The organism is Peribacillus sp. NPDC097224, from assembly GCF_044761985.1.
GTDB lineage: Bacteria > Bacillota > Bacilli > Bacillales > DSM-1321 > Peribacillus.
The window spans coordinates 121,695-146,577 of sequence record NZ_JBIWDK010000003.1; the positions used below are offsets into that span (position 1 = coordinate 121,695).

Annotated in this window: 26 protein-coding genes; 16 read left to right on the forward strand and 10 right to left on the reverse strand. The window is 39.9% G+C overall.

What is annotated here, in order from left to right; translation table 11 throughout:
- Positions 1 to 64 precede the first annotated feature (64 nt).
- The 4 genes from ACIQXR_RS07240 (at position 65) to chrS (ending at position 3,511) form a co-directional block, all read left to right on the forward strand.
- Positions 65 to 790: a hypothetical protein gene (locus ACIQXR_RS07240; RefSeq protein ID WP_402867569.1), complete on the forward strand. Its 726-nt coding sequence runs from the start codon at positions 65 to 67 to the stop codon at positions 788 to 790.
- Positions 783 to 1,517 carry a hypothetical protein gene (locus ACIQXR_RS07245; protein WP_402867570.1) on the forward strand — a complete coding sequence of 245 codons (735 nt, stop codon included), beginning with the start codon at positions 783 to 785 and terminating at the stop codon, positions 1,515 to 1,517. The genes ACIQXR_RS07240 and ACIQXR_RS07245 overlap by 8 nt, the downstream gene beginning before the upstream one ends.
- A 112-nt stretch (positions 1,518 to 1,629) precedes the next feature.
- Positions 1,630 to 2,928, forward strand: coding sequence for an arsenic transporter (locus ACIQXR_RS07250; RefSeq protein WP_402867571.1), 1,299 nt, complete (start codon positions 1,630 to 1,632; stop codon positions 2,926 to 2,928).
- 106 nt (positions 2,929 to 3,034) lie between these two features.
- Positions 3,035 to 3,511, forward strand: a complete 477-nt coding sequence (gene chrS, locus ACIQXR_RS07255) for a chromate efflux transcriptional regulator ChrS (RefSeq protein ID WP_402867572.1) — start codon at positions 3,035 to 3,037, stop codon at positions 3,509 to 3,511.
- Between the two features lie 94 nt (positions 3,512 to 3,605).
- Here the strand turns inward: chrS and ACIQXR_RS07260 are convergent, their stop codons facing one another.
- Positions 3,606 to 4,427: a purine-nucleoside phosphorylase gene (locus tag ACIQXR_RS07260; protein WP_402867573.1), complete on the reverse strand. Its 822-nt coding sequence runs from the start codon at positions 4,425 to 4,427 to the stop codon at positions 3,606 to 3,608.
- Positions 4,428 to 4,744: 317 nt separating this feature from the next.
- Here ACIQXR_RS07260 and ACIQXR_RS07265 point away from each other — a divergent pair, with 317 nt between their 5' ends.
- The 3 genes from ACIQXR_RS07265 (at position 4,745) to ACIQXR_RS07275 (ending at position 7,222) form a co-directional block, all read left to right on the forward strand.
- Positions 4,745 to 5,491, forward strand: coding sequence for a hypothetical protein (locus ACIQXR_RS07265; RefSeq protein ID WP_403079778.1), 747 nt, complete (start codon positions 4,745 to 4,747; stop codon positions 5,489 to 5,491).
- An 11-nt stretch (positions 5,492 to 5,502) separates the two neighbouring features.
- Positions 5,503 to 6,438 carry a S8 family serine peptidase gene (locus ACIQXR_RS07270; RefSeq protein ID WP_402867575.1) on the forward strand — a complete coding sequence of 312 codons (936 nt, stop codon included), beginning with the start codon at positions 5,503 to 5,505 and terminating at the stop codon, positions 6,436 to 6,438.
- Positions 6,439 to 6,706: 268 nt separating this feature from the next.
- Positions 6,707 to 7,222 carry a hypothetical protein gene (locus ACIQXR_RS07275; protein WP_402867576.1) on the forward strand — a complete coding sequence of 172 codons (516 nt, stop codon included), beginning with the start codon at positions 6,707 to 6,709 and terminating at the stop codon, positions 7,220 to 7,222.
- Positions 7,223 to 7,302: 80 nt separating this feature from the next.
- Here ACIQXR_RS07275 and chrA read toward each other — a convergent pair whose 3' ends face one another.
- Both chrA and chrB read right to left on the reverse strand, forming a co-directional pair.
- A complete protein-coding gene (gene chrA, locus ACIQXR_RS07280) occupies positions 7,303 to 7,857 on the reverse strand; it encodes a chromate efflux transporter ChrA (protein WP_402867577.1) in 555 nt (184 codons plus the stop codon).
- A complete protein-coding gene (gene chrB, locus ACIQXR_RS07285; RefSeq protein ID WP_402867579.1) occupies positions 7,857 to 8,444 on the reverse strand; it encodes a chromate efflux transporter ChrB in 588 nt (195 codons plus the stop codon). Before chrB ends, chrA begins: the two co-directional genes overlap by 1 nt.
- Positions 8,445 to 8,711: 267 nt before the next feature.
- On the opposite strand from chrB, the gene ggt reads away from it, so the two are divergent.
- From ggt to sipW, 5 genes are all read left to right on the forward strand, one after another.
- Entirely contained in the window at positions 8,712 to 10,292 is a 1,581-nt protein-coding gene (ggt, locus tag ACIQXR_RS07290) for a gamma-glutamyltransferase (RefSeq protein WP_402867580.1), read from the forward strand.
- A 691-nt stretch (positions 10,293 to 10,983) separates the two neighbouring features.
- Positions 10,984 to 11,577 (forward strand): TasA family protein, encoded by a 594-nt coding sequence (locus ACIQXR_RS07295; protein WP_402867581.1) that lies wholly within the window; start codon positions 10,984 to 10,986, stop codon positions 11,575 to 11,577.
- 77 nt (positions 11,578 to 11,654) lie between these two features.
- Positions 11,655 to 13,244: a M4 family metallopeptidase gene (locus ACIQXR_RS07300; protein WP_402868512.1), complete on the forward strand. Its 1,590-nt coding sequence runs from the start codon at positions 11,655 to 11,657 to the stop codon at positions 13,242 to 13,244.
- Between the two features lie 236 nt (positions 13,245 to 13,480).
- Positions 13,481 to 13,969 carry a hypothetical protein gene (locus tag ACIQXR_RS07305; protein WP_402867582.1) on the forward strand — a complete coding sequence of 163 codons (489 nt, stop codon included), beginning with the start codon at positions 13,481 to 13,483 and terminating at the stop codon, positions 13,967 to 13,969.
- Positions 13,970 to 14,000: 31 nt separating this feature from the next.
- Positions 14,001 to 14,516, forward strand: coding sequence for a signal peptidase I SipW (gene sipW, locus ACIQXR_RS07310; protein ID WP_402868514.1), 516 nt, complete (start codon positions 14,001 to 14,003; stop codon positions 14,514 to 14,516).
- 110 nt (positions 14,517 to 14,626) lie between these two features.
- Here the strand turns inward: sipW and uraH are convergent, their stop codons facing one another.
- Genes uraH through ACIQXR_RS07325 form a run of 3 tightly spaced genes read right to left on the reverse strand, consistent with a single transcriptional unit; the run spans position 14,627 to position 16,870 of the window.
- On the reverse strand, positions 14,627 to 14,986 hold the full coding sequence (uraH, locus tag ACIQXR_RS07315; RefSeq protein WP_402867583.1) for a hydroxyisourate hydrolase: 360 nt from the start codon (positions 14,984 to 14,986) through the stop codon (positions 14,627 to 14,629).
- 46 nt (positions 14,987 to 15,032) lie between these two features.
- Complete coding sequence (gene uraD, locus ACIQXR_RS07320; protein WP_402867585.1) at positions 15,033 to 15,530, reverse strand: 2-oxo-4-hydroxy-4-carboxy-5-ureidoimidazoline decarboxylase; 498 nt, start codon at positions 15,528 to 15,530, stop codon at positions 15,033 to 15,035.
- Positions 15,531 to 15,544: 14 nt separating this feature from the next.
- Positions 15,545 to 16,870 carry a nucleobase:cation symporter-2 family protein gene (locus ACIQXR_RS07325; RefSeq protein WP_402867586.1) on the reverse strand — a complete coding sequence of 442 codons (1,326 nt, stop codon included), beginning with the start codon at positions 16,868 to 16,870 and terminating at the stop codon, positions 15,545 to 15,547.
- 341 nt (positions 16,871 to 17,211) lie between these two features.
- Here ACIQXR_RS07325 and ACIQXR_RS07330 point away from each other — a divergent pair, with 341 nt between their 5' ends.
- The 4 genes from ACIQXR_RS07330 (at position 17,212) to ACIQXR_RS07345 (ending at position 20,970) form a co-directional block, all read left to right on the forward strand.
- Complete coding sequence (locus ACIQXR_RS07330; RefSeq protein ID WP_402867587.1) at positions 17,212 to 17,529, forward strand: DUF3870 domain-containing protein; 318 nt, start codon at positions 17,212 to 17,214, stop codon at positions 17,527 to 17,529.
- 148 nt (positions 17,530 to 17,677) lie between these two features.
- Entirely contained in the window at positions 17,678 to 18,838 is a 1,161-nt protein-coding gene (locus tag ACIQXR_RS07335; RefSeq protein ID WP_402867588.1) for a DUF819 family protein, read from the forward strand.
- 15 nt (positions 18,839 to 18,853) lie between these two features.
- Positions 18,854 to 19,936, forward strand: a complete 1,083-nt coding sequence (locus ACIQXR_RS07340; RefSeq protein ID WP_402867589.1) for a dipeptide epimerase — start codon at positions 18,854 to 18,856, stop codon at positions 19,934 to 19,936.
- Between the two features lie 26 nt (positions 19,937 to 19,962).
- Positions 19,963 to 20,970, forward strand: a complete 1,008-nt coding sequence (locus ACIQXR_RS07345) for a C40 family peptidase (RefSeq protein ID WP_402867590.1) — start codon at positions 19,963 to 19,965, stop codon at positions 20,968 to 20,970.
- Positions 20,971 to 21,056: 86 nt separating this feature from the next.
- Here ACIQXR_RS07345 and ACIQXR_RS07350 read toward each other — a convergent pair whose 3' ends face one another.
- The 4 genes from ACIQXR_RS07350 to ACIQXR_RS07365 form a co-directional block, all read right to left on the reverse strand.
- Complete coding sequence (locus tag ACIQXR_RS07350) at positions 21,057 to 21,566, reverse strand: DUF2798 domain-containing protein (RefSeq protein WP_402867591.1); 510 nt, start codon at positions 21,564 to 21,566, stop codon at positions 21,057 to 21,059.
- 149 nt (positions 21,567 to 21,715) lie between these two features.
- Positions 21,716 to 22,276, reverse strand: coding sequence for a TetR/AcrR family transcriptional regulator (locus ACIQXR_RS07355; protein WP_402867592.1), 561 nt, complete (start codon positions 22,274 to 22,276; stop codon positions 21,716 to 21,718).
- Between the two features lie 263 nt (positions 22,277 to 22,539).
- On the reverse strand, positions 22,540 to 22,914 hold the full coding sequence (locus ACIQXR_RS07360; RefSeq protein WP_402867593.1) for a VOC family protein: 375 nt from the start codon (positions 22,912 to 22,914) through the stop codon (positions 22,540 to 22,542).
- Between the two features lie 170 nt (positions 22,915 to 23,084).
- Positions 23,085 to 24,701, reverse strand: coding sequence for a PucR family transcriptional regulator (locus ACIQXR_RS07365; protein ID WP_402867594.1), 1,617 nt, complete (start codon positions 24,699 to 24,701; stop codon positions 23,085 to 23,087).
- Between the last annotated feature and the right edge of the window lie 182 nt (positions 24,702 to 24,883).

Consider the following 24,883-nt stretch of genomic DNA (forward strand, 5'->3'; position numbering starts at 1 on the left):
ATAGAGTGACTATATTACATTTAATAGGTAAATATCCGTTTAGTGGTGGGAGGATGAGTTGAAAATGAAGCAGAACGTGTTTGTACATATGCCCTCTTTTATTCTATTAGTCTTCAGTTATTTACTTATTGCCCTACTATTCTTTGTTGTTTACAAAAAACAACAGAATCCGCCAAAGGTATGGAAAGGGCTCCTAGTTATGTTCATCGGGATTTTTTCTTTTAGTATTCATTTTAATTTATCAAGTGAAGTGGCAAAGATACCAATATTGCCATTAGGAGTCGTCTTTTTATATTGGTTTTTGAGAAGAAAGGGAAATACAGAGCGTTGGTCGCGGTACCGTCGTTATGCTTGGTTAGGGTTTTGGGTGAACTTCATTTTTTTGGCTTCTTCATTCTTAAACTCGCCGCTTGAACATTTAATGTTCCCAAAAGATCAACCCTCGACCTATATGCAGGACGTTGAAAAAGCTTCCCTGATTATCACTCACCCAGCTAGCAAGGATGTCACATTGAATAATGAAGTGTTGCAAGTACAGGTGGACAAGATGAAACAAAATCAAATCAAAAGTGAATCTTGGTATTATAAAATTAATGAAAAGAACGGGTATAAAGAACAGTTCCCTTATCTTTTGATAGGAACGGTTCCTGAAAAGGGAAGCGGACTTAAAACAGTCATTTATGTAGAAGATGATGGAAAGGGTTTCCTCATTACACCGAATAATGGAGGCCAGGTTTACTTCCGGTCTGAAGAATCTGTGTTGATCGGAGGTGCTGAAAGAAATGAATAAAAAAACGAAAACCATCATTTTATTGATCGTGATTTTCCTTATAGTGGGTGTCCTTTTTATCATTCGAGCTCCTAGAGAACCTGAAGCATTTCTTACGGATAAACAAGTGATTAAACGAATCAATTCTTTTTTTCCTGAAGCAGAACCCAAGGTTATTCAAGACGTTCTTTATTTAGATGAAACCCATGTTTTTGTCCCTTTCATCAATGAAAGCAAAGAATATGGGATGAGTTTCTGGGTATGGAAGGACAAAAAATGGAGAGCGGCTTCCGTAGATAATGGGGGTGAGCCAAAGGCCTGGAATGGAGAAGGAGATTCATTTTTTATGTGGAATCTAAATCCAAAGGACGAAGTGTCTGAAATTAAGGCGTTTATGAAAAAAGATAGGAATTTCAGTGTATCAGGGGATGAGGCGACCTATGAACCCGGTTTAGAAGTGATGCACAGCATCACGGTTGAGGATAAATCATATGGAGTGGAAAAATATCCGGATAGCTGGCGGACTCTTATGGATCAGTATGCAGAAGTACAGAAAGAATCCAATTTTGATGAATTCTTTGAGGATAGACAAACATTTAAAATAGGTAATAGATTCTATGACAAGGACGGCAAGGAAGTTTTTCCGACGGTGCCTACCGATGGAATCGGGTATTCAACAGGGAATGATTATGTGGATGTGCCTTATCTAATGGATTTGGTAGATGATGAATTGGAAGGCTCATATTAACAGGGGGCTGCCAAGAAATTGGTGGCCTTTGTGCGTTGTGTAAAAACTAGTATTCTTATATAGTTAAGGGAAGAAAGTTTTATAGAAGGAGTGGCTTAGAGGTGCTGGCATCATGAGTTCGACGTTTTTAGCTCTACTTATTTTTATGATTACATTAGTGTTGGTCATCTGGCAGCCAAAGGGTCTGGGAATTGGCTGGAGTGCCTGCGGAGGGGCGATCATCGCTCTTTTGTTCGGTGTTGTTTCATTCCAGGATGTAAGTGATGTGACGCAGATTGTTTGGAATGCGACATTGACGTTCGTGGCCCTGATTATCATTTCGTTAATTTTAGATGAAATTGGATTTTTTGAATGGGCTGCGCTTCACATGGCCCGATATGCAGATGGTAAAGGCTTCCGTCTCTTCATTTTGGTGATGATTCTAGGAGCCATCGTTTCGGCGCTTTTTGCAAACGATGGGGCGGCATTGATCTTGACGCCGATTGTGCTAGCGATGGTGCGAGCATTGAAGTTCGACGATAAGATGGTGCTCCCATTCATCATGGCGAGCGGATTCATTGCCGATACGACTTCCCTGCCATTCGTCATCAGTAATCTGGTGAATATCGTGTCTGCGGACTTTTTCGGGATCGGTTTTGGTGAATATGCCAGCCGGATGATCGTTCCGACTTTATTCAGTTTAGGAGCTAGCATTCTCGTATTGTATTTGTTTTTCAAAAAGGATCTACCTGTAACCTATGATTCCTCTCATTTGAAGCGTCCTGCCGAAGCGGTAAAGGATCCACGTATGTTCAAGATTTCCTGGTTCGTCCTGGCTATTCTTCTAGTCGGCTATTTTTCAAGTGAGTTTGTAGGTGTACCCGTTTCGTTTGTGGCTGGTGCAATCGCCATTGTCCTTTTGATTTTGGCAAGAAGAAGTCCAGCCGTGAAAATCCGTACCGTCCTAAACGGTGCCCCATGGAATATCGTATTCTTCTCGATTGGGATGTATGTGGTCGTATATGGACTGCGAAATGTAGGACTGACTAGTTTGTTAGCTGACGTCATTAAGGCAACGGCCAATCAAGGTTTGTTTTCGGCGACGATTATCATGGGATTCATTGCGGCTATTCTATCTTCATTCATGAATAATCTGCCAACGGTCATGATTAATGCCTTGGCCATTGCGGAAGTTCAAACAACGGCGCCTATTAAGGATGCTCTGATTTATGCCAACGTCATCGGTTCCGATTTAGGACCAAAGATCACGCCAATCGGCTCTTTGGCCACACTTTTATGGCTCCATGTATTAAAGCTAAAAGGTGTCCGGATCACATGGGGATATTATTTTAAAGTAGGAATCATCCTGACTGTTCCAACACTATTCATCACTCTGTTTGGACTATATATTTGGCTATTGATTCTTCATTAACGAAACTGCCGGTTTTCTGGCAGTTTTTCTTTTGCATGAAAATAATTGGTGAAGGGCCCTATCCTTTGAGATAATAGAATAAATGATTCGAAAAGGAGTTACATAGATGGCAGAGGACTTTAGCATTCCAAGCACCAAGGTGGATGAAATCGATAAGAAAATCATTTCGATCTTGCATGAAGATGCGCGGATTTCGTATACGGATTTAGCAAAGCAAGTGGAACTGTCGAGAGTGGCGGTTCAAACGAGAATCAATCATTTAGTGGAAAAAGGGGTGATTGAACGTTTTACCGCTGTCATCAATCCGGCTAAGATAGGCATTCATGTTTCTGCATTTTTCAATGTCGAGGTGGAGCCTAAATATTTGGAATCGGTGGCACAACAACTGGAGGATGAGCCTGCAGTAACGAGTTTGTATCATATGACGGGGCCTAGTAAGCTGCATATGCATGGAATCTTCACGGATAATCAGGAGATGGAACGCTTCCTTAATGAAAAGTTATATCCGGTCGTCGGGGTTGTCAGCGTCGATTGCCAACTCCTTATTAAACGCTATAAGAGCCGGATGGGAATGAAGCTCTAGGAAAAGCTCCATGTAGAGATAAAAAAAGATTGTCGAGAAGATATAGTTATCTCGGCAATCTTTTTTTGTCGGCAAAATGCCTACAATTCTATTACTATTCCATTTCTTCCACAATTCCTTTGACCAATCCAACGAATTGCGTTCTAACTTTACTTGCAACTTCAATCACTTCATCATGACTTAATGGTTGATCTAAAATCCCGCAAGCCATATTCGTTAAGCAGGAAATCCCTAGCACTTTCATCTTGCCATGGACGGCTACAATGGCTTCCGGAACGGTTGACATCCCTACAGCGTCTGCCCCCAGCGTACGAATCATTCGAATTTCCGCTGGTGTTTCATATGCGGGACCACTCCACCAAGCATAGACGCCCTGTTGCAAGGAAATGTTCTTTTCCTTAGCTACTTTGGACGCAATGTTTCGCAAGTCAGGATGATAAGTTTGGGAAAGGTCAGGGAAGCGAGTACCCAATTCATCATTATTAGGTCCTATGAGAGGATTTGTACCAACTAAATTGATATGGTCGGTAATGAGCATTAAATCACCTGGATTAAAGTCTGTATTAACTGCGCCACAAGCATTGGTAATGATCAATTGCTCCACCCCTAATGCCTTCATGACACGTACGGGAAATGTCACTTCATCTAGTGTATATCCTTCATAATAATGAAAGCGTCCTTTCATAGCCACTACAGTCTTACCTTTCAATTGCCCGATTACTAGTTCGTTTGCGTGTCCGATTGCTTCGGATTTTGCAAAGTGAGGAATTTCACTATATGGAATTTTGAATGGGTTCTCAATTTCATCAGCAAGAGATCCTAACCCCGATCCTAAAATCATACCGATTGTTGGCTGATTGTCCGTTTTACTCATAATAAAATCTCTGGTCTCTAAAATTTCTTGTAATCTTTGCATACAAAATTCCTCCTCGATAAATGAAAATCCAAGTAAACTCAATTTGATTATTAGTTTAATGGCTTAATAACTATTATAAATAAAATATTGTGATAAATGGGAATTTTTATTTTTTTGAAAACATTCTTGTCTTAGAAATATCCCCAACACCTGCAACCCACTTTGCATGAAGGAGCGGGGAAGGGAACGGCCATTATAGGTCCAAGGATTCATTGATATTATCCTGAAATTTCATTAATATGAATATTGTGTTTTAATTGTTGGTATTTTCACAATATTACATAATTTAATTTGGTAAGAATTACGGGAGGGGATAAATGATGAAAACAATTAAATTTTTATTTGCTAGTCTTTTATTAATAACGGTTCTTTTCCAAGGGTCACAGACTTTTGCAGAAGAAGTTGTAGATTATAATGAGATTGCTAAAGAAATGATTTCTAACTATGAAACTATTAATGAAATCAAAACTGAACAAGCAGATCAAGATAATCGTTTTGTGAATGAAATGGTTGTAATGCAAGAGAACGCAAAAGAAGAGTTGGATAAAAGATTTAAAGCTGCAGAGAAAAAAAGAGAGAAATTTTATTCTTCAGATCAAATTTTAAAAGCTAGTGCAAAAGATTTTGGAATTAGTGAAGAGGATATGAAAAAAATAAAAGAACTTGTATTAGCTGAAAAAACTGATTTTGAAAATTTATTATTGGCATTTGAAAACTTAGGTCAAAAAAATCATCCTATTGCAAAAAATATAAAAAAAGAATCCCAAAAAAAAGTCCCAAAATCGGAGATTTATATTGATCATTCTGTAGATAGTCAAGACGGTAAGATTTCTGGAGGGGGTTGGCCATATTGTTTAGATGATAATGGATATGGCTATCAGAATTTTATAACTTCAGATTGTTATAAAGCTATTATCGGTTATCTAGTATGTGCTTCAGATTCAACATTAGGTAAAATGGACAGTAATTTAAGATATTGTAAAGCTTATTCAAAAAACTGTTCTCCCTTAATTGGTCATAGTAAATATAATCATACTCATGCTTGGTATCAAAAAATTCCATGAGGCTGGTAAAAATGCGAAATAGTATATTAATTTCAATTGTAATTATATTTTCTTTATTTTTATTAATAGGGTGTTCTAAAGCTAGTAGTTCTGAAATGGACCATTCTAATATGGACCATTCTGATATGGAGGATAAACCTCTTCCAAATACAAAAGATCAAGAAGAGGTTAAGCAACAAGAGTTTTCAAATTCTATTAGTTATTGGCATAATAAAAATATTAAAGGGGAAAATGTGAAAATTGCAGTACTAGATACAGGAATTGATAAAGATAATAAAGATTTAACTTATACTAAAGGTATAAATTTTGTTGGTAAAAACAAAGAAGACTTTGGTGATAACAATGGACATGGTACTAAAATATCAGGGATTATTGGAGCACGTAAAAATAATTACAATCTATTAGGTATATCACCAAATTCTGATCTTTATATTTCTAAAGTTGCTGATGAAAACGGGAATGTAAGGGTTGGAAATCTCATAAAGGGTATAAATTGGGCTGTTGAAGAGGGCGTTGATGTAATAAATATTAGTTTAGAACTTCCTAAAGGTACTAAAGAATTACATCAAGCTATCAAAAAAGCTTATAAAAACGATATAGTTGTTATATCATCATCAGGCAATATAAAATTCCCGGATGATACCGATTTGTCTTATCCAGGTGCTTATTCTGAAGTTATTAATGTTGGTATTTTGAATACAGAGGGAGAAATATATAGTCAGGAATTCAAAGAAAAGAAAGTTGATGTATATGCTCCTGGCGAAGATATTATTTCATTGTATTTAAATAATAAAATGACTATAGATACAGGTGTATCATTTTCAACAGCATATACAACAGGATACACAGCCTTATTAATCCAGAATTATAAGGACAAAAAAGAAAATTATAATACAAAAAAGGTCAAAAAAGATTTACAAAAATATTTAGATCCAGATAGAAAATAAAAGTTGTATTTTGATTATTCAGTACGACTATTTATAGTAAAAATTATTGTATCAAATAAGTACGACTATTTTCCCCTTAAATGATCTCATAATTAATTTCTATTTATCTTAAGTTAAGAAAAGATAACAGCTTATTCCATTTGAAAAGCAAAACACTACATTAAATAGATTAAAGTGGTGTTTTGTTTTTTTATGTAAAAGTAATAATTTATTTTAATTTTTGAGAGTACTTCAATGGCTATCAACTAATTTATAAGGAGACAATTTAATGTTTGGATTTTTCCGTATGTATCGATTTACATTATCAATTTTACTATTATCAATTATTGTATTAAGTGGTTGTGGAACCACTAATAAAATGGATTTCTATGAAAATACTGATAGCACAAGTTTGTCAGAGGAAGTAAATACAATTTCTTTAAATTCAACAGAAGATAAGATTAAAGAAGTTTTAGGAGAACCAGACTTTGTTGAAGAGGTAGAAAAATCAAAATCTACCTATTTAATATATGGGAAAGATAGAGATAATAGTGATATAGAATTTCAAATAGTTAATGGGCAAGTTGCTAGTTATTTTTTTTCAAACAATACATATAAAACATCAAAGAAAATAACAAAGGGCAGTTCAAAGGAAGATGTTATACAAGAATATGGAGAAAATTACTACGAAAGAGATGATTCTGGTGCGAAAATAATGGGGTACTTTGATAAAAACCAAAAGGTTAATATGGAATTTTCTTTTAATGAAACGATAGAGGGTATAATCATATCAAAAATTAATTAATTTAGCCGTTTAGTTATAGTATCCTTTTCAAATAGTTTTCTTGCTACCCTAATAAAAAAACCACCTTTAAGGTGGTTTTTTTATGTGATCGGGAGGATGAACCCTCCATAGGCAAAGGCAAAAATGATGACGAAGGCAGGGTGAATCTTGAATCTCCCCAATGCTAGGAAGGCAATTCCGGCAATGATTAAGGAATGAATATATCCAATGGAGCCGACAGCGTCAGCAGCCATCTGCCATGTAAGCAATAGCATCATGATGGCGATCACGGGCTGAACGAGTAAGGACATGCCTTTTACGATGGGCGACTGCTTGTATTTTCGCAAGATTTTCAATAAATAAATCAAGGCCACGGCAGAAGGAATGATCGTCCCCGCCAAAGCGACGAAGAACCCGGGCCATCCGTAAACATCGTAACCGACATAGGCGGCGATTTTTGTGGCAATCGGTCCTGGGAGGGAGTTTCCAAGCGCAAGCATTTGTGAGAATTCCGTATTAGAAAGCCAACCATAGCGGGTGACAATTTGGTCGTACATAAGCGGAATCGAAGCTGGACCTCCTCCATAGCCAAGGATATTCGCTATGAAAAATGCCAAGAACACAGCTACACCAATCGGGATGAAAATGGCACCCATTATGCTGATTCCTCCTTCTTATCCTGTTTCTTATTTTTCAATCTGTTCTTCAATTTAAAATGAAAGGCACCATATAAAAGGAAAATCATGATGACGATACCAGGATGCAGGGAAACGACCTGAAGAAGTAAGAAGGAGATGGAAAAAAATAAGATGCCAAGCACTTTCCCTAACCCTTTAACGGCCTTTTCACCAAACTCATATGCCATTTGTCCAAGCATGACAGCAACGACTGGCATCACGGCAGCAATCATATTGGTAATCATCGCCGAATTACTGAGGACGTTTATGAAGGCGATCAAGAATACCATGGCAAAGGCAGATGGTAAGATATGCGCCGCCACACTTACGATGGCACCAGGCCATCCTTTCAGTTTGTACCCCAGATAGGCGGCCATCTTTGTGGCAATCGGACCAGGGAGTGTATTGGCAATGGCCAATGTATCACCGAATTCGTCATCATCTAGCCAATGATAACGGGAAACTGCTTCATGCCGGATGAGTGGAATGACCGAGGGACCACCACCGAACCCTAAAATCCCCGTCCGCATCATTCCCACGGTTAATTCGCCATATGGATTGTTCATATTGGTTCCTCCTGTTCGAATAATAATTTCCATGATTATCTATTAATCATAACAAAATAGGTTTCGAAATGCTCATAAAATTTTAATAAAAGTATCGAATTGTATGTAATTATATAACTTATTAGTTCAATAGATGATTTAAAGATGAAAATGATTTCTATTTGTTAATAAAAACAAAAAAGTGGATTACGTATTGTGAGTTAATGGTTTATAATACAAATATAGTTAATTTTCAGAAAAAATAAAATAAATGAAAGGAGCAACTGTATGACACAATCGATTATCGGAACGAAGAGCATGGTAGTGAGCCCCCACTATTTAGCATCGATGGCGGGAAATCATATTCTCGAAAAAGGAGGCAATGCTTTTGATGCAGCGGTGGCTGTCAGCGCCTGCCTGGGTGTTGTTTATCCGCATATGACGGGACTTGGCGGTGATATGTTCTGGCTGAATTATGAAAACAGTGACGGGAAAATAAGTGTTTATAATGGTAGCGGACGATCTGGGGCAAATGTCAGCCGTGAAACGTATGCAGGGGAAGCGGCCATTCCCTTTCGTGGCATAAGGAGTGCCATCACCGTTCCGGGAATGGTAGATAGCTGGGATGCTATATTAAAAGAATTAGGTACCTTATCATTGGCTGAAGTTCTTGTACCGGCAATCGAGTATGCGGAAAATGGTTTTCCCATTACGAAGAACCAAGTGGACTATACAAAGCAGAACTGGGACTGGCTTTCAAAGATGCCGATCACAGCCGATATTTATGCGCCAGGAGGAAGAATTCCGGAAGTGGGGGAACGTTTTTTTCAAAAAGACTTGGCCCGTAGTTTAACCTTGATTGCTGAACGGGGGAGGGATGTTTTTTATCATGGCGAACTTGGTCAATCCATCGTTACTTATTTGCAGGAACAGGGTGGACTGTTAACCGCTGCTGACTTTGCCAACCATGAAGGTAACTGGGTCGAACCTATATCCACTACCTACCGCGACTATACCATTTATCAAGTCCCACCCAACTCTCAAGGGTTCGTCGGTTTGCTGGCGTTGAATATTCTAGAGAACTTTGACTTGGAAAACATGGAGCATGGATCTGCCGATTATTATCATCTATTGGCGGAGGCGTTAAAAGCAGGGTTTCGTGATAGAAACGAGGTATTAACGGATCCTGAATTCTTTGAGATTCCCCTGGGTAAGCTCCTTGATAAGCGATATGCTGCCAAGATCGGGGCAGCCATTCAACGAACGAAGGCAGAAAAGGTGGCTAGCCCGCCGATGGGCAGTGACACCGCTTATGCCGCCGTTGTAGATAAGGATGGGAATTCCGTATCATTCATTCAGAGCCTGTACTTCGAGTTCGGATCGGGTGTCGTTGCCGGGGATACAGGAGTGATTCTTCAAAACCGGGGGTCCTTTTTCTCGCTAGATTCCAACCATGTCAATACTTTGGAACCTAACAAGCGTTCCTTCCATACCCTGATGCCGGCAATGGCCTGTAAGGATGGAAAACCTAGCATTATTTACGGAACGCAAGGTGGGGAAGGTCAACCGCAGACGCAAACCGCGATCATTACCCGGATGATCGATTATGGGATGGATCCCCAAACGGCCATCAATGAGCCTCGTTTTGTCTGGGGCAGGACCTGGGGAGAATCTAGTGAGGCGTTACGCATCGAAAGTCGTGTCGAGCAAGACGCCATTAAGGAACTTCAAGAAAAAGGGCATCTTGTCGAAGTCGTGAAGGAGTTTGATGGAGCGATGGGACATGCGCAGGCCATCCGGATCGATGAGCATGGATTCCTTAAAGGTGGAGTCGACCCACGGGGAGACGGTGCAGCCGTCGGATCTTGAAAGAGTACGAACGTAACCTCGATATAACCTGATTTTATTTCATAAAAAACGTAGGGCCCAGGATTTTAAGCCGGGGCCCTACGTTTTTTACTATTACCTTTGATGGTCACCAATTTTGTTCATACGAACGGCGTATATCTCGAATCTCTGGAAATACTATTGTGGTCCAATAAGTTATTTTAATATAGAGAATGTCACACCTGTGATACGAAAGTTTCGAAGAAATCCAGAATTTCACTCGCCTTCTCATGTCATTTTAAGTCGTCAATTAAAAATAAACTTTAAGTATTTGTCAACTGTAATTTAGGATTATATACGCGAAAAGGTAGGAAAAATAAGATAAAATGACCGATTATATAGAACTAGTTTTCATTTGAGTATAAACCTATATGACTATTTACAATAATATGTAAATGTAGGTATGATTATGTCAACGCATTCTTTATAGAGAACTTACCAATCTTAATAAAGAATACAGTGGGTCTAAAGTTCTACTAATATAGTTTTGGAGTGGTAGCCTCATGAGGTTCCATCTGTATGTGAAATAAAAAGAGAGGAGATTATTTTTAATTTACTTAATATTTAGTCAATTAAATTTAATTTGTAACCATTTAAAAGAGTAAAGAACGCTGGGAAGTAGCTCAGCAAGTTTCATGGTATTTTAAAAAATAGAGATGCGGGGGGAAATGAAGTGGGTATTAAGAAAAAATTAGGTTTAGGCATTGCATCAGCAGCATTAGGACTATCACTGATTGGTGGGGGTACATATGCTTATTTCAGCGATCAAGAAGTGACGAATAATACGTTCGCAGCCGGTACATTGGATTTGTCCATTAATCCACAAACAATCGTCAATCTTGAGAATATGAAACCCGGTGACTCGAAAACAACTGAATTTAAATTAGCGAATAATGGTTCGTTGAAAATAAAAAACGTCAATCTTAAATCGGCCTATACAGTCATAGATGCTAAGGGTGACAATGGTTCTGAAGACTTCGGGAAGCATATCCGGGTGAATTTCTTATGGAACTGGGACAAAGAGAATGAACCTATTTTTGAAACAACTCTACTAGAATTAAAAAATATGGATCCAGACGTTGTTGAAAAAAATGTTTTCGATCCTTTCTTTGCGAAAAATGGAGGACTTGAGCCGGGTGCTGAAAATGATCTTTGGGTACAGTTTGAATTTATCGATAATGGTGAGGATCAAAATGTATTACAAGGAGATCAACTTAAACTTGACTGGACATTTATCGCCAATCAAGCGGATGGTGAAGCTAAGTAAAATTTTTCATATACCTATGAGAATTAATTTGAAAACTATTTATCAGGGAGATGAGATAATTGAAAGTAAATAAGAAAATGATTTCTTCTACTTTAGCTCTATCCGTTTTTTTAGGGACGTTCGGTACAGCTGGATCACTTGTAGGTGCTCAGGACACTATTAAATATAATGATGAATATAAAACTCCTTCTTTTATCGGGGAAACTTGGTCCCCAAAAGGGAAAAGTGGCTTAAGCAAGAAGGAAATCGCCTATTCTTTCCTTAACGAGAATAGTAAGAAGTTTAAATTAAAAGGTGATATGAAAAAAAACTTTAAAGTAATAGACGAACAAGCTGATAAAGAGGTCGGAACCCATCACTTTAGACTGGTTGAACAGTATAAAGGAGTTCCTATATTCGGATCGGATTCGACGATAGCGATTGACGAGGATAATAATGTTACGTCGTTCTTCGGTGAAGTAGTACCCGATCTAGAGAACGAAAATATCAAGACAGAGGTTGCCATTTCTGAAACAGAGGCGATTGAAGTAGCCAAACAGGATCTTGAAAAGAAAATTGGCAAGGTAGATCAGTACGATGGTGACATTGCTGTTGAACAGTATATTTATGAATTCGATGGAGCATTCCATAATACTTTTCTAGTTAAAGCCTCTACTATTGAACCCGAGGTTGGATACTGGCATTATTTCATTGATTCTACCAATGGAAAAGTTGTAGATAACTATAATGCTTCCCATGAAGTTACGGCATTTGGTAATGGCGTATTTAATAACAAGCAGATGTTTGAAGCGCAATATGCTAACGGGGTGTATGGACTCACTGATGTGACGCGAGGAAAAGGTGTAGTCACCAATGATGCAAAGAACGGCAATCAACTAGTCACAAGTCTTATTAAAATGTTTAAAGACGGTGCTGCTGTAGATGCACATGCAAATGCACAAAAGACCTATGATTATTTCAAAGGCACATTTGGCCGTAATTCGGTGGATGATAATGGCCAACAGTTAATTTCTTCGGTCCATGTGAATAATAATTGGAATAACGCATCCTGGAATGGAAGAACGATGTCATATGGTGATGGTGATGGCATCGCCTATCATAATTTCGCTGGAGGTTTGGATGTTGCTGCGCATGAGATGGCTCATGGTGTGACTCAACATACGGCAAATCTAATCTATCGAAATGAATCCGGGGCTTTAAACGAATCCATGTCCGATATATTTGCTGCCATGGTAGACAGAAGTGATGAAGAATGGCTAATTGGAGAAATGATCGTTAAAGATGGAAGAAAGGGTTTGCGTTCGATGAGTAATCCGGCAGAAATCGTTGACGTCAGAACGGATAGTGGCTATTCTCCAGATCATTGGAGTAAAAGGTATACAGGTTCTTTAGATAGTGGTGGCGTTCATATCAACAGTAGTATCAATAACAAGGCCGCTTACCTGATCTCAGAGGGTGGAACTCATTATGGAGTTACCGTGAGTGGGGTTGGACGTGAAGCGACGGAACAAATTTATTACCGCGCCCTTTCAAAATACCTGACAGCCAGTTCAAACTTTACAATGATGAAAGAAGCGGCCATTCAGGCTGCAACGGATTTATATGGAGCTAGCTCAAAAGAAGTAAGAGCTGTAAAAGCTGCATATATCGCTGTTGGTGTGAACTAAGAGTTTAAGAAGTGGAGGTGTCCCAAAAGTGTTCTTTTGGGCACTTCTTTTATATCGAATATCTCTTGAAATAAATTCTATACATAAGAGTTCCAAGAGAATATAAGTCTAAGAATCGTTAATCTGTAAGGCAGCAAGCACTATAAAGAATGAAGCCTAGGGAGAAGGGGTTTCCAATACTAAATAAAAAGGGAAATGAGAAGAGAAAAAAACGATTATGGACATTAACCAAGCTTGTGGCTATATGGTATTTATTTTTAGGAACAGTGGTGGTTGTTACGGGTCAAACGAATGCCTATTACACAGACATTGAACTAGTAAACCAAGAGATTCAAATTGGGATTTGGGAGATAGCCGAGGACATGGAGGACATGGATTGTTCTAACGCGAAAAAGAATGAAGATCATGAAGAATGTGAAGAAAAGAAGGAACCAATCGAAGATGAGCCAGATCCAAATGAAAATCAGGAGAATGAGAGTGATGAGCCTGAAACTGAAGAGAATGAAGAAGCAAAGGACTCTGATGAAAAAGTAGATGATTCCACTAAAGACGAAATTGAAAATATGCCTGAAGAAAATAAGGCTATCGATAAAGAACAAGAAAAAGAAGAAAGTGAGTTACCGATTGAAAAGGATTCTAGTACAAAGGATGAGAACACGGAGGGTAAGGGAGATAATAAGTCAGGAGGCGAAGAGTTTGAAAAGAACGCTGAAAATAATAAGTAATTTGATTACACTGGTACTATTTCTGAACTTAATGGTAATGGTATTTCTTATCATATCTTCAAAAGCGTCTGGGGGGGAACCCCAGGTTTTGGGGTATCAGCTTAAAACTGTTTTGTCCGGATCGATGGAACCTACCTTTCAAACCGGGTCAGTTATTGCTGTCAAGCCGCTAAGTTCAGACGAGAAACTAGCCCTTAAAAAAGGGGACATCATCACATTCCAAACAAGTGAGGAAATACTCATAACGCATAGGATTGCCAAGGTGAACAGTAGCGGAGAGCACGTTCTTTACGATACGAAAGGTGATAATAATAAAATGATAGATGCCGATCCGGTTCTATCCGATAATATTGTAGCTCTATACTCTGGATTCACTATTCCTTATGTAGGATATTTCATCGATTTCACCCAATCAAAAGAAGGTGCTGCTCTCTTACTGATTGGTCCGGGTTTATTGCTCTTAGCTTACTCAGGTTTTTGTATCTATCAAGGATTAAGAGAAATGGAATCAACTGAAAAACTAACACCCAAGAAAAAAATAGTGTGATGGTGTATGGGCTTAAAAAGACTAATGAATCAATAAGCAGGAAACCCCCGGCAAAGGGACAATGTATATGCCTCTTTGCCGGGGGTTTGTTTGTAGTATTCCTAAATTCATTAACTTCCCCGGTATACCTGATAGCCCCATGGGGAGACGAGTAAAGGCACATGATAGTGGGAAGCGGGGGACGCTAGACCGAAGCGGATAGGAACTTGGTCCAAAAAGGGAGGGTCAGGTAGCTCAATTGATTGACCGCGGAAGTAATCGCCGATATGAAAGACGATTTCGTACTGTCCGGTTTTTGCCTCTTCCCCGGTGAGGAGAGGGGCATCGAGCCGCCCATCCGCGTTCGTGACAGCTGTTTGGAGTAGCTGCCAGGTAGAGGATGATGATTCGGAGTAATATAATTCAATCGTGACGTTTGCAGCGGGTTTCCCGTGTGTTAAGTCCAAGATATGCGTTGTTAAACCAGACATATATGTCTCCTTATCCCTTGCATTCTTCGGCCAAGGCCGAGACTATTTAGCTTTTGATTTTTTCCTGTAAACGAAAGAACGCTATTTGATAAATCTCTGCTAAGGCCGTTTCAAACTCGGTTTCTTCTGTATGGTGAATCCTCAATTCCATTGCTTCATATATGTCATGCTTATCCTTGCCGCGTACTGCGAGGATGAAGGGGAAGTTAAACTTTTTTTGATAACGCCTATTTAATGAAAGGAAATTTTCGTATTCCAAAACGGTAAGGTCCTTTAATCCCGCTCCTCGTTGTTCCTTGGTCGAGTCAGCTGTCATTTCGACTTTGTCACCCAGGTTTGGGTGCTTCCTTATTAAATCCATTTGCATTTCCTTAGGTGCGTGGTTCACGATATCGACCATGCATTGATGAAGGCTTAATAAGGAAGAAAACGGCCTGGACGCTGAGGCTTGCTCTGGAATCCAAGGCGAGTCCTCGAAAATATCCCCGAGAATCTCCGTGAATTCCTTATGGCTTTTTTTCTGTAACATCTCCAATGTGATCATGTTCTAGACTCCTTTTATACGCTTTTGGCTAAGAGTTGGTCCGTTTCAGGCACCACTCTAGGATCTGATTTTTTATTCCGGGGAGTTAAAATTAAGTTCAGGATGATGGCTGTCAGGCTACCGGTAATGATTCCATCGCCGACAACAATACGAATCGCTTCCGGCAGGCTCGAGAACAATTCGGGAACGACCGTTGCGCCGAGACCCAATGATACCGAACATGCGATGACCAATAAATTCGAGTTATCGGAAAAGTCTACATCGCCTAACATCTTGATTCCTGAGGATACAACCATCCCGAACATGACGACAGTGGCTCCACCAAGAACGGCTGTAGGGATCAATGTAGCGAGTGCTGCAATTTTTGGAACCAGTCCAAGCCCGATTAAAATGAAACCTGCCGCGATGGTGATGGATCGTTTTTTCACGCCGGACAATTGAACCAGTCCGACATTTTGTGCGAATGTGCTATAGGGAAAGGCGTTGAAGATTCCTCCTAAAGTGAAGGCAAGCCCTTCTGCACGATAGCCCCGTACAATATCCCGTTCCTTTAAGTCACGCCCGGTTATTTTTCCAAGGGCAAGGAAGGCACCGGTCGATTCGATTAGGATGACCGTTCCGACTAGCATCATCGTCAGGATAGGCGCGATTTCAAAGGTGGGTATGCCGAAGTAGAATGGAGCTGGGACATGAAACCACGAGGCTTCCATGACGGTGGAAAAATCCATTTTTCCTGTAAATGCGGAAACGACCGTTCCTGCGATGATGCCGACCAATACGGAAATGGCACGGATGAATCCAGTGAAATACCGATTCATCAGTAAAATGATGGAAAGGACACCGAATGAGAGCATGAGGTTTTCAGCTGAACCAAAGTCTTTGCTTCCTGCACCGCCAGCCATGTTTTTAATGCCGGTGGGAACTAAGGATAATCCAATGATGATGACGACTGTCCCAGTCACGACAGGAGGAAATAACTTTAGTAGCTTGCCAAAAATATTGGAGAAAAAAATGATGAACAGACCTGCTGCGATGATCGATCCATATATGGCGGAAATGCCATAGTTACTTCCTATGGAAATCATGGGAGTGACCGCTACGAAGGAAGTCCCTAAAACAATCGGGAGCCCAATGCCGAAGAATTTGTTTTTCCATGCTTGGAGTAACGTCGCGATTCCACAGGTTAATAAGTCAATGGCAATGAGGTAAGCAAGCTGTTGAGGAGTGAAGCCTAAGGCGCCTCCGACGATGATGGGCACCAGGATTGCCCCTGCATACATGGCGAGGACATGCTGTAGGCCTAAGGAGAAAACCTTGGACTTGCCAACTTTTTCATTCATATAAGTAAAACTCCCTTCTTGAAAAAATGTCATATAATATAACGCATACTTGTTATGATTAATATCATCATAATAAATATTCTGATAATTGTCATTGGGTATTGTAACTAATTTTCAGAGGGGATTATGGACAAACTATATAAAGAGAGAACAAGGTAGTCCAAAGGATGATAGAGTATTTTCCTGCTGGCTTACTTGAAAAGTGGGGATTTGTCGTAATATGCGAAATATATTGACAGATTCATAATGAACATATTAGTATATATGTAATCATTTGGTTGGAATTTAGATATCTCCATATATACCTGTTGGATGTCTGTAATGACAGGAGGCCACTAAGGATGTTTCAGAAAAATACAGTGTACATAGTGGGCGAGTCAAAGGCGGCGTCCAATAATCCGATTACTCAGCAGTTTAACTGCTTTTTTATTGGATTGGTCATTGATAGTGATACACACGAGATCGTGGATGTGGAATGTTCGACTACAATATCGCTTACATCCAAGTTCATTCGCTCCATGTTGAATGGACATTCCATTCTTCAACCTGATGTGTTGGAGAAGGAAATTGAGAAACGGTATTTTGGTTCTTCTCAGAAAGCTCTGACCGTTGCCATAAGGAATGCAAGTATTAAATATCTTCAACTTAATAAGGTATAGCTGCTTCTTTTGTTAGACGCAATTGAAATCCAGCTGTTAAAGAGTGTATTCGTGCGCTCTTTGGCAGCTGGATTTTTTTATTAGGGACATGTTGACTAAATCATAGTTTAGTAGAACGGAATCCCTTGAATATAAGGAGGTATGGGAAATGATTCAAGATGGTGTGATGTTTGTCTGTTTTTTATTGGCATTTACTGCTGCGATTGCCGTAGTGGAGAAGAAAGTAGGAGGAAAGTTCTTCAAGTATGTACCTGGCATTGTCCTCATTTATATTGGAGCGGCCTTGATGAAGACATTTGGGCTCTTTTCAGACAGTGAATCAGTCGAAAATGCATATGGTACTGTCAGGGGTCTCCTGCTTCCAGCCATGCTAATGCTTATGTTGTTGCAATGTGATATGCGTAAAATACTGAGACTTGGACCGAAGATGCTTTTAACTTTTTTTGCGGCGTCAATCAGTATCATAGGAGGGTTCACTCTAACTTACGTCTTGATGAATGGTTTTTATGCGGAAGGAACTTGGAAGGCATTTTCAGCTTTGAGTGCAAGTTGGACTGGGGGATCGGCCAACATGGTGATCCTGCAAGGGATATTGGATGTACCTGAAAATATCTTTGGTTATGCGTTAATCATGGATACAGTCAATTACTCCATTTGGGTTATGTTTTTGTTCTGGTTGGTACCTCTAGCCGGGAAATTCAATTTTTGGACCAAAGCGGATACTTCTTTCATTGAACAAATGACCTCCGAGCTTGAAGCGGGGGAAACGACAAAGACGGAATTTGGCTTCGTGGAATTGATCGGTTTCTTGGCGCTCGCTTTAATCGTATCAGCAGGGGCAACGAAAATCGGGGAAAATCTGCCGGTGTTGGGTGCTGCAGTGAATGGGACGACGTGGACCATCATCATCGCGTCGACTGTAGGGTTGCTTCTAGCCGTCACGAAGGTTGGGCGCATCGCGGGCTCCATGGAAATTTCCAAAGTCATGCTGTATATAGTCATTGGTTTAATTGCCTCCCATGCCGATTTTTCACAGCTGTTTCAAGCACCTGTGTATATTCTATCCGGTTTCATGATTCTATTCTTCCATGGATTGATCATGGTCATTTTGGCAAAAGTCTTCAAGTTGGATCTATTTACAATGGGAGTTGCCTCATTGGCTAATATAGGAGGGGTTGCTTCAGCTCCGATATTGGCGGGCGCATTTAACCGGGCTCTAATACCCGTCGGAATTCTGATGGCTGTTTTGGGTAGTCTTCTGGGTACCTATTTTGGAATATTTACGTCATATATACTATCAAGCTTTTAAGGAAGGAATGTTACGATGAAGATTGAAAGTTTACAAGTATCAGTGGAAACTCTACCACTGGTCAAACCATTCAAGACTGCCTTGCGCACTGCAATGGAAATTGAGAACATCATGGTTTTCGTGAAGTTGGAGGATGGTACGGAAGGATTGGGTGCAGCAGCCCCAACGGTTGCCATCACAGGAGATTCCACTAATGGAATCATGACGGTCATTGAAGAAGTGATCGCGCCACATCTCATTGGCCGTGACATTGAGAGTATTCATGTATTGTCTCAGGTAATCCAACAATCCTGTGTAGGCAATACAAGTGCAAAAGCTGCTGTTGAAATCGCTTTGTATGATGCAGTCAGCAAAAGGTGGCAGCTCCCTTTATATCAATATCTGGGTGGGAAATCGAATGAGTTGAAAAACGATATGACAATCAGTATTGATACACCTGATGAAATGGCAAAGGCGGCCTTGTCTCTAATAGAAGGTGGATTTTCAACGATGAAAATCAAGCTGGGGAAGGATTGGAAGAGTGATGTGGAACGGGTCTCCCGCATTCGAGAAGCTGTGGGGGATCAAGTCATCATCCGGGTCGACGCGAATCAAGGATGGACAACAAAACAAGCAATCTCCATCATTCATGAAATCGAGGAGAGGAAGCTGAACGTTGATTTGGTGGAACAGCCTGTACAAGCACATGACATCGATGGTTTGAAAGAAATAAAGAGGTCGGTGAACGTGCCGATCATGGCCGACGAAAGTCTGTTTTCCCCTCGTGATGCCTTGAGACTTTTAAGTGAACGGGCTGTTGATTTACTGAATATTAAATTAATGAAAACCGGAGGAATTCGGCGTGCACTTCAGATCGCGGATATGGCAGAAGTAGCAGGGGTTGAATGCATGATCGGGAGTATGATGGAATCAACCATAAGTGTAGCGGCCGCAGCTCATCTGGCAACCGCGCATCCAAACATCACGAAGATTGACCTGGATGCACCATTATGGATTAAGGATGAACCATTTGAAGGACTTCAATTTAAGAAAGACCAACTCTTCATTACCGATAAACCTGGACTAGGGGTCAAGAGGAAATCCTCTTTTACTCAATAAAACTTTTTGGAAGGGTGATTATGTAAATGGAAAGAAAAAAGGTATTGGTTTTCGTGCTATCTTTCTTTGCACTTAGTATTTTACTATTCATTTCAAGTGAAGCAAGCGCAAAAGAAAAAGTGAGAAGTGCCTATGTAGATGTAGCGGTTGCCACTCTGTGGACGGAGCCGAACCTATTAAGACAATTGGATGCTCCTTCTGCGTCGAACCCCGTTGATTTGAATGCCTGGATCAAGTCCATGAAGTATGAGGACAAGCTGTGGCTTGTGGGTAACCTGGAAACACAGGCGTTATATGGGTCAAAAGTGACCATACTCGAAGAACGAGGAAATTGGGTGAAAGCAGCAGTAGCCAATCAGTTGACACCCCGAAATGAAGCGGGTTATCCAGGATGGATGCCAAAAGGGCAATTGAAGACAGCAAAGGCCTTTGAAAAACAACTCTCTAAAGGGTTAGTCCTTGTGGATGCTCCCAAGACTTGGCTTTATTCGGATTCGAAACAGCGGTCGAAATTCATGGAAGTCAGCTTTGATACACGCCTACCACTTTTACAGGTGAAAAAAGATAAGGTAAAAGTTATGACACCAAGTGATGGAGCCAAATGGATAGATAAGAAAGACGTAGAGATCTATCAAAATGAAAATCAAATTCCAAAACCGACGGGTACGGACATCGTGCAATCGGGCAAAGGATTTTTAGGTCTTCCTTATCTATGGGCCGGAATGTCTGGTTTTGGATTTGACTGTTCCGGGTTTACCTATACGATGTACCACGCTAATGGAATAACGATTCCAAGGGACTCTTCCGTTCAGGCGCAACAGGGGGAAATGGTGAAACGGGAAAACCTTGAACCAGGCGATTTACTCTTTTTTGCCTATGATAAAGGAAAAGGGAAGGTCCACCATGTAGGGATGTATATAGGAAAAGGGAAGATGATTCATTCGCCAAACACCTCTACACATGTAAGGATAGATGAAATCGATACATCGGGTTACGGTGAAGAATATGCTGGGGCAAGAAGATATCTAGATTGACTTTAGGCGTTATGATAGACAAAAGGGGTTCGAAATCTTCATTTCGAACCCCTTTTATTTTGATATTCAGTTCGTCATCCTGGGCATTATTTTATAATGGCAACGGCAGGATCTTTTTTATCTTGATTAGCATGTATTTTTACCATGGCCATTCTTGCAAGGGGTTGAATGACTAAACTCTCAGCAATAAGAACGATGAAGAAGTTTCTTGGCCAATATGAAATAAAGTTGCTAAAGGTATCCGAATTAAAACCGTTACCGATGATTCCGCCAATGAAAGTCATGCACATGGACATGCCGAATACAGTGAATACGATACGGAATAAAATCTTTGCGTTAAAGCTATCTGTTGGTTGGGTGAACTTTTTAACCATGTTTTCTGCAATGCGTCCTACAAGGACTGGCTCAATGACCATGGCGATAATAAACATGATTGGCCAAATTTTGATAATATCCATTGCAATTTCCCCATTAAATTCACCAGTTACTGTAATGATACTGAATGACGACATGAATAAAGAGGTAAGAAAACAGATGATACCTCCGTATAATGCGCCCTCTTTGCCGTTTCTTGGTAATCTAGTTTCGTTTTTCAATGTTTTCTTCCTTCCGAAAATACATATTTAGACGTTGTGGCTACGTGATCAATACACGTAAAAAGTATTTACACTACTGATTCTAAGGCGTAATGAAAATCCCTCAACAAGCAAGTCGAGGGGCTTTGTATGGACTTGATTATATTACATTAATACGCCTTTAATAAATTGGGCAATCCCTTCGAAATCGTTCTTAATGGTTCGCTCGAGTTTTTTGTTAAACAAAGCATGATCCCACCTTCGATGGTAGCGGTCAGCATTAATGCCAGTGCCTGAGCTGCTTCTTTGGAAAAGCCATCTTCTATTAATTTGATTGAATAAATATCTTGAATCTTTGTGAAAGTGAGAGCACATGTGGTTCTCACTGGTTCGCTTAGTGATCCCATTTCGCTTACGATACTACTGAATGTATAACCAGTAATCATCCCATCACGATCATACTGAACGGCCAGTTTTTCAATCATCGATTGAGTAGCCATTTGTGTAGTTGGATGTTGTTGGAAAATTTCTTTCATATCCGAAGTGATCATAGTATTCAAAGATTGAAGACAAGCGATGAGTAATTCTTCTTTTCCGTTGGGAAAGTGGTGATAAAGTGAGCCTTTTGAAATGTTACATTTCTTTAAGATCTCATTTAATCCTACGCCTAAATATCCTTTTTTCTGAAAAAGGTTTGTAGCGATGTCAATGATCAGTGATTTTGTATCCAATCGCAGGAAACCTCCTCTAAACCAACCGGTCTGTTTTTGAATATATCAAAATAATGTTTTATAAGTCAAGATAATTATAAATTCACATTTTTAAGAAATTAAAGTTTATCCCCATTCCCTGATCCTACTAGGATAACGCATATGTGGATGGTGTATACAACGGTATATTCTTTGCTTCCATAAAAAAGAGAGCCCTTAACAGGCTCCTGAATACTCCCAATCATTCTTATTCTTTGTAAGTTCTGTCTGGTCTTGGAAGGTATTTAGCTTTTGACCCGTTCAAGCAATTCCATGCGGTTACCGAAAGGGTCGGAAATGAAGAATCTTTTAACACCTGGGATTCTATCGTCCTCAGTGACATCGATTCCGTTTGTTACTAAATGCTGTTTTAAAGCTTCTATATTCTCTACTTCAAAAGCGGGATGAGCTTTTTTCGCTGGATAAAATGGTTCTTCGATTCCGATATGTATTTGGTGATTGGCGAATTCAAACCAAACGCCACCGCGTTTCTTTAGGGCTTCAGGTTTCTCGACTTCATCAAAGCCTAGCAGGTCCTTGAAAAATGTTCTTGCCTTGTCCTCACTGCCTTTAGGGGCGGCGAGCTGAATATGGTCAATGGACTTAAAAGTAAATGGCATGTAAATCAATCCCCTCTGGATCCAAATGGATAGTATGTTCTTGATTCAAACTTTACACTTATTGTAATAATAAGGAAATTACAATGTTGTTATTTAAACCGATAAGTCTTGCTTATGGTTAACGATCCTAACGTGTTTGTAATGGAAGGATATAATTGGAAAGGCGAAATCTAAGTGGTTAGCAGGGTGTTGATCCTTAGGGCAAGTCGTATTTGCAGTGTGGTTTCAGGGTCTTTCAAGCTCTTCCCAAGTAGTTCCTCGCATTTCTCGAGTCTGTATACAACGGTGTTCCGATGAACAAATAATCTCTTGGCTGTTTCGGAAATTTGGCAATGGGTCTCCAGGTAGACGGATAGTGTCTGCAATAATGGTTCTTGCTCTTCGTTCTTTATTTTCGAAAATCCTTGTAGGGCGAAGTGGTTAAAGTTCTTTAGGTCTTCTTCAGGGATGATTCGTAGCAATTCCATGATGTCTTTTGTCCGGAATGTCTGGATATATCCAGCCCTTTTTGATAGACCGCCTTCCTTGAGGGAGTCATTCGCTTCCTTGAAGGCGTGTTTGATCTGAAGAAATTTCGGGGCCATATGGCTGACTCCGAACGACATGGTACAGTCAAATTGTTTATTCACTGTTCTTTGCAAGGCATGTAAGGAGGATTCTACATATTGAAGGGAACGGTTTGAATCTTCGTTTACCTCATATAAAAGAATGCACTTCTTTCCTTTTGTAAAGAGGTGGATAGGGAGGGTTGAGTCGAGAAGTTCCTCTTCTAAAAATGCATAAACCGAATCGGCTTTTTCCTGTTGCTGTGTATAGTTTTTACTTTCATGGGTTTCGTCCATTTTCCCAACGACGCATATATATGTTTGTTCGTTATGTAAGGAGAACTCTTTTGCCCGGTTTATGATTTCCTCATGTGAGGAGAAGCTGCCATCAAGGACATGGAGGAAGAATTCATTTCGTATATTTCGATCATGCTGTTTGAGTGCGTGCTCTTTCATTAATGCGAAGGAGATGACGTTTGTGGCCTGTTCGATTGTTAAGGTAATCAAATTGTCGCTAGACTTGATTTCTCCTGAAATGGTCAAATATCCAAATGTTTTTCCATCCAGATAGATGGGGAAAACAGTATAGGTTTGCTGATTGGATAGGACTGAAAATGAGAAAAAAGGAGACTTGGTTAGTTGGAAATTGTATCCTTCACTGATCATTTTTTTGATTATTGAAAAAACTGAAGAGGTGCGATATGGATGAATCATCGGTTTAAGGTATTGATCAACCAATGTGATGGGATATTCAATCATATTGGATAAATGATCGAGTAATTTCTGAATTCCTTTTCCACGCATAATGAGATTGGTGAATTGTTTATGTGTTTCCATCGCGTGCGTTAATTCATTGGCTCGTTGATCGAGAATTTGCCGGAGTATGAGATTGGTGATTTCACCGAGAGACAAGTCTGCGGGAAGATCGATGATAGGAAGAGAGAGTTCGTTGGCAAGTTGAAGTATCTCCTCAGGTACTTCCTTCAAGTACCGTCGAGTCTTGATGCCGAGTGCGGCACAACCTTGTTTGGCCATGCCTTCGATGAGAGTCTTGAATAAGAGTGGCTGGTCCTTCAGGTGGTACGCGGTCGTTACGAGAAATTCATTAGGTTTTAGAAAATGGATGATATCCGGGGCATCCATCATGTTGACCGTTTGTACTTCCCCATCCAATCCTAATTCTCCAGCGATAACGTGCATGCCGGGTAAAAACGGCAAATGTAAAAGTTCGGCTACCTTCATCTAAACACACCTCATTCATTAAGATTTTGATTATCTAGGGGTGTGCGAGTGTAATAGTCTTTTCCTATAGAACGTGCTGTGGACTATTTCCTTATCGCCTTCATGATGTGAGTTTTTTTCTATCATATCATACAATTCCTTTGACAATCCTTACAAATTTTCCATTTTATTTTGTTGAGATA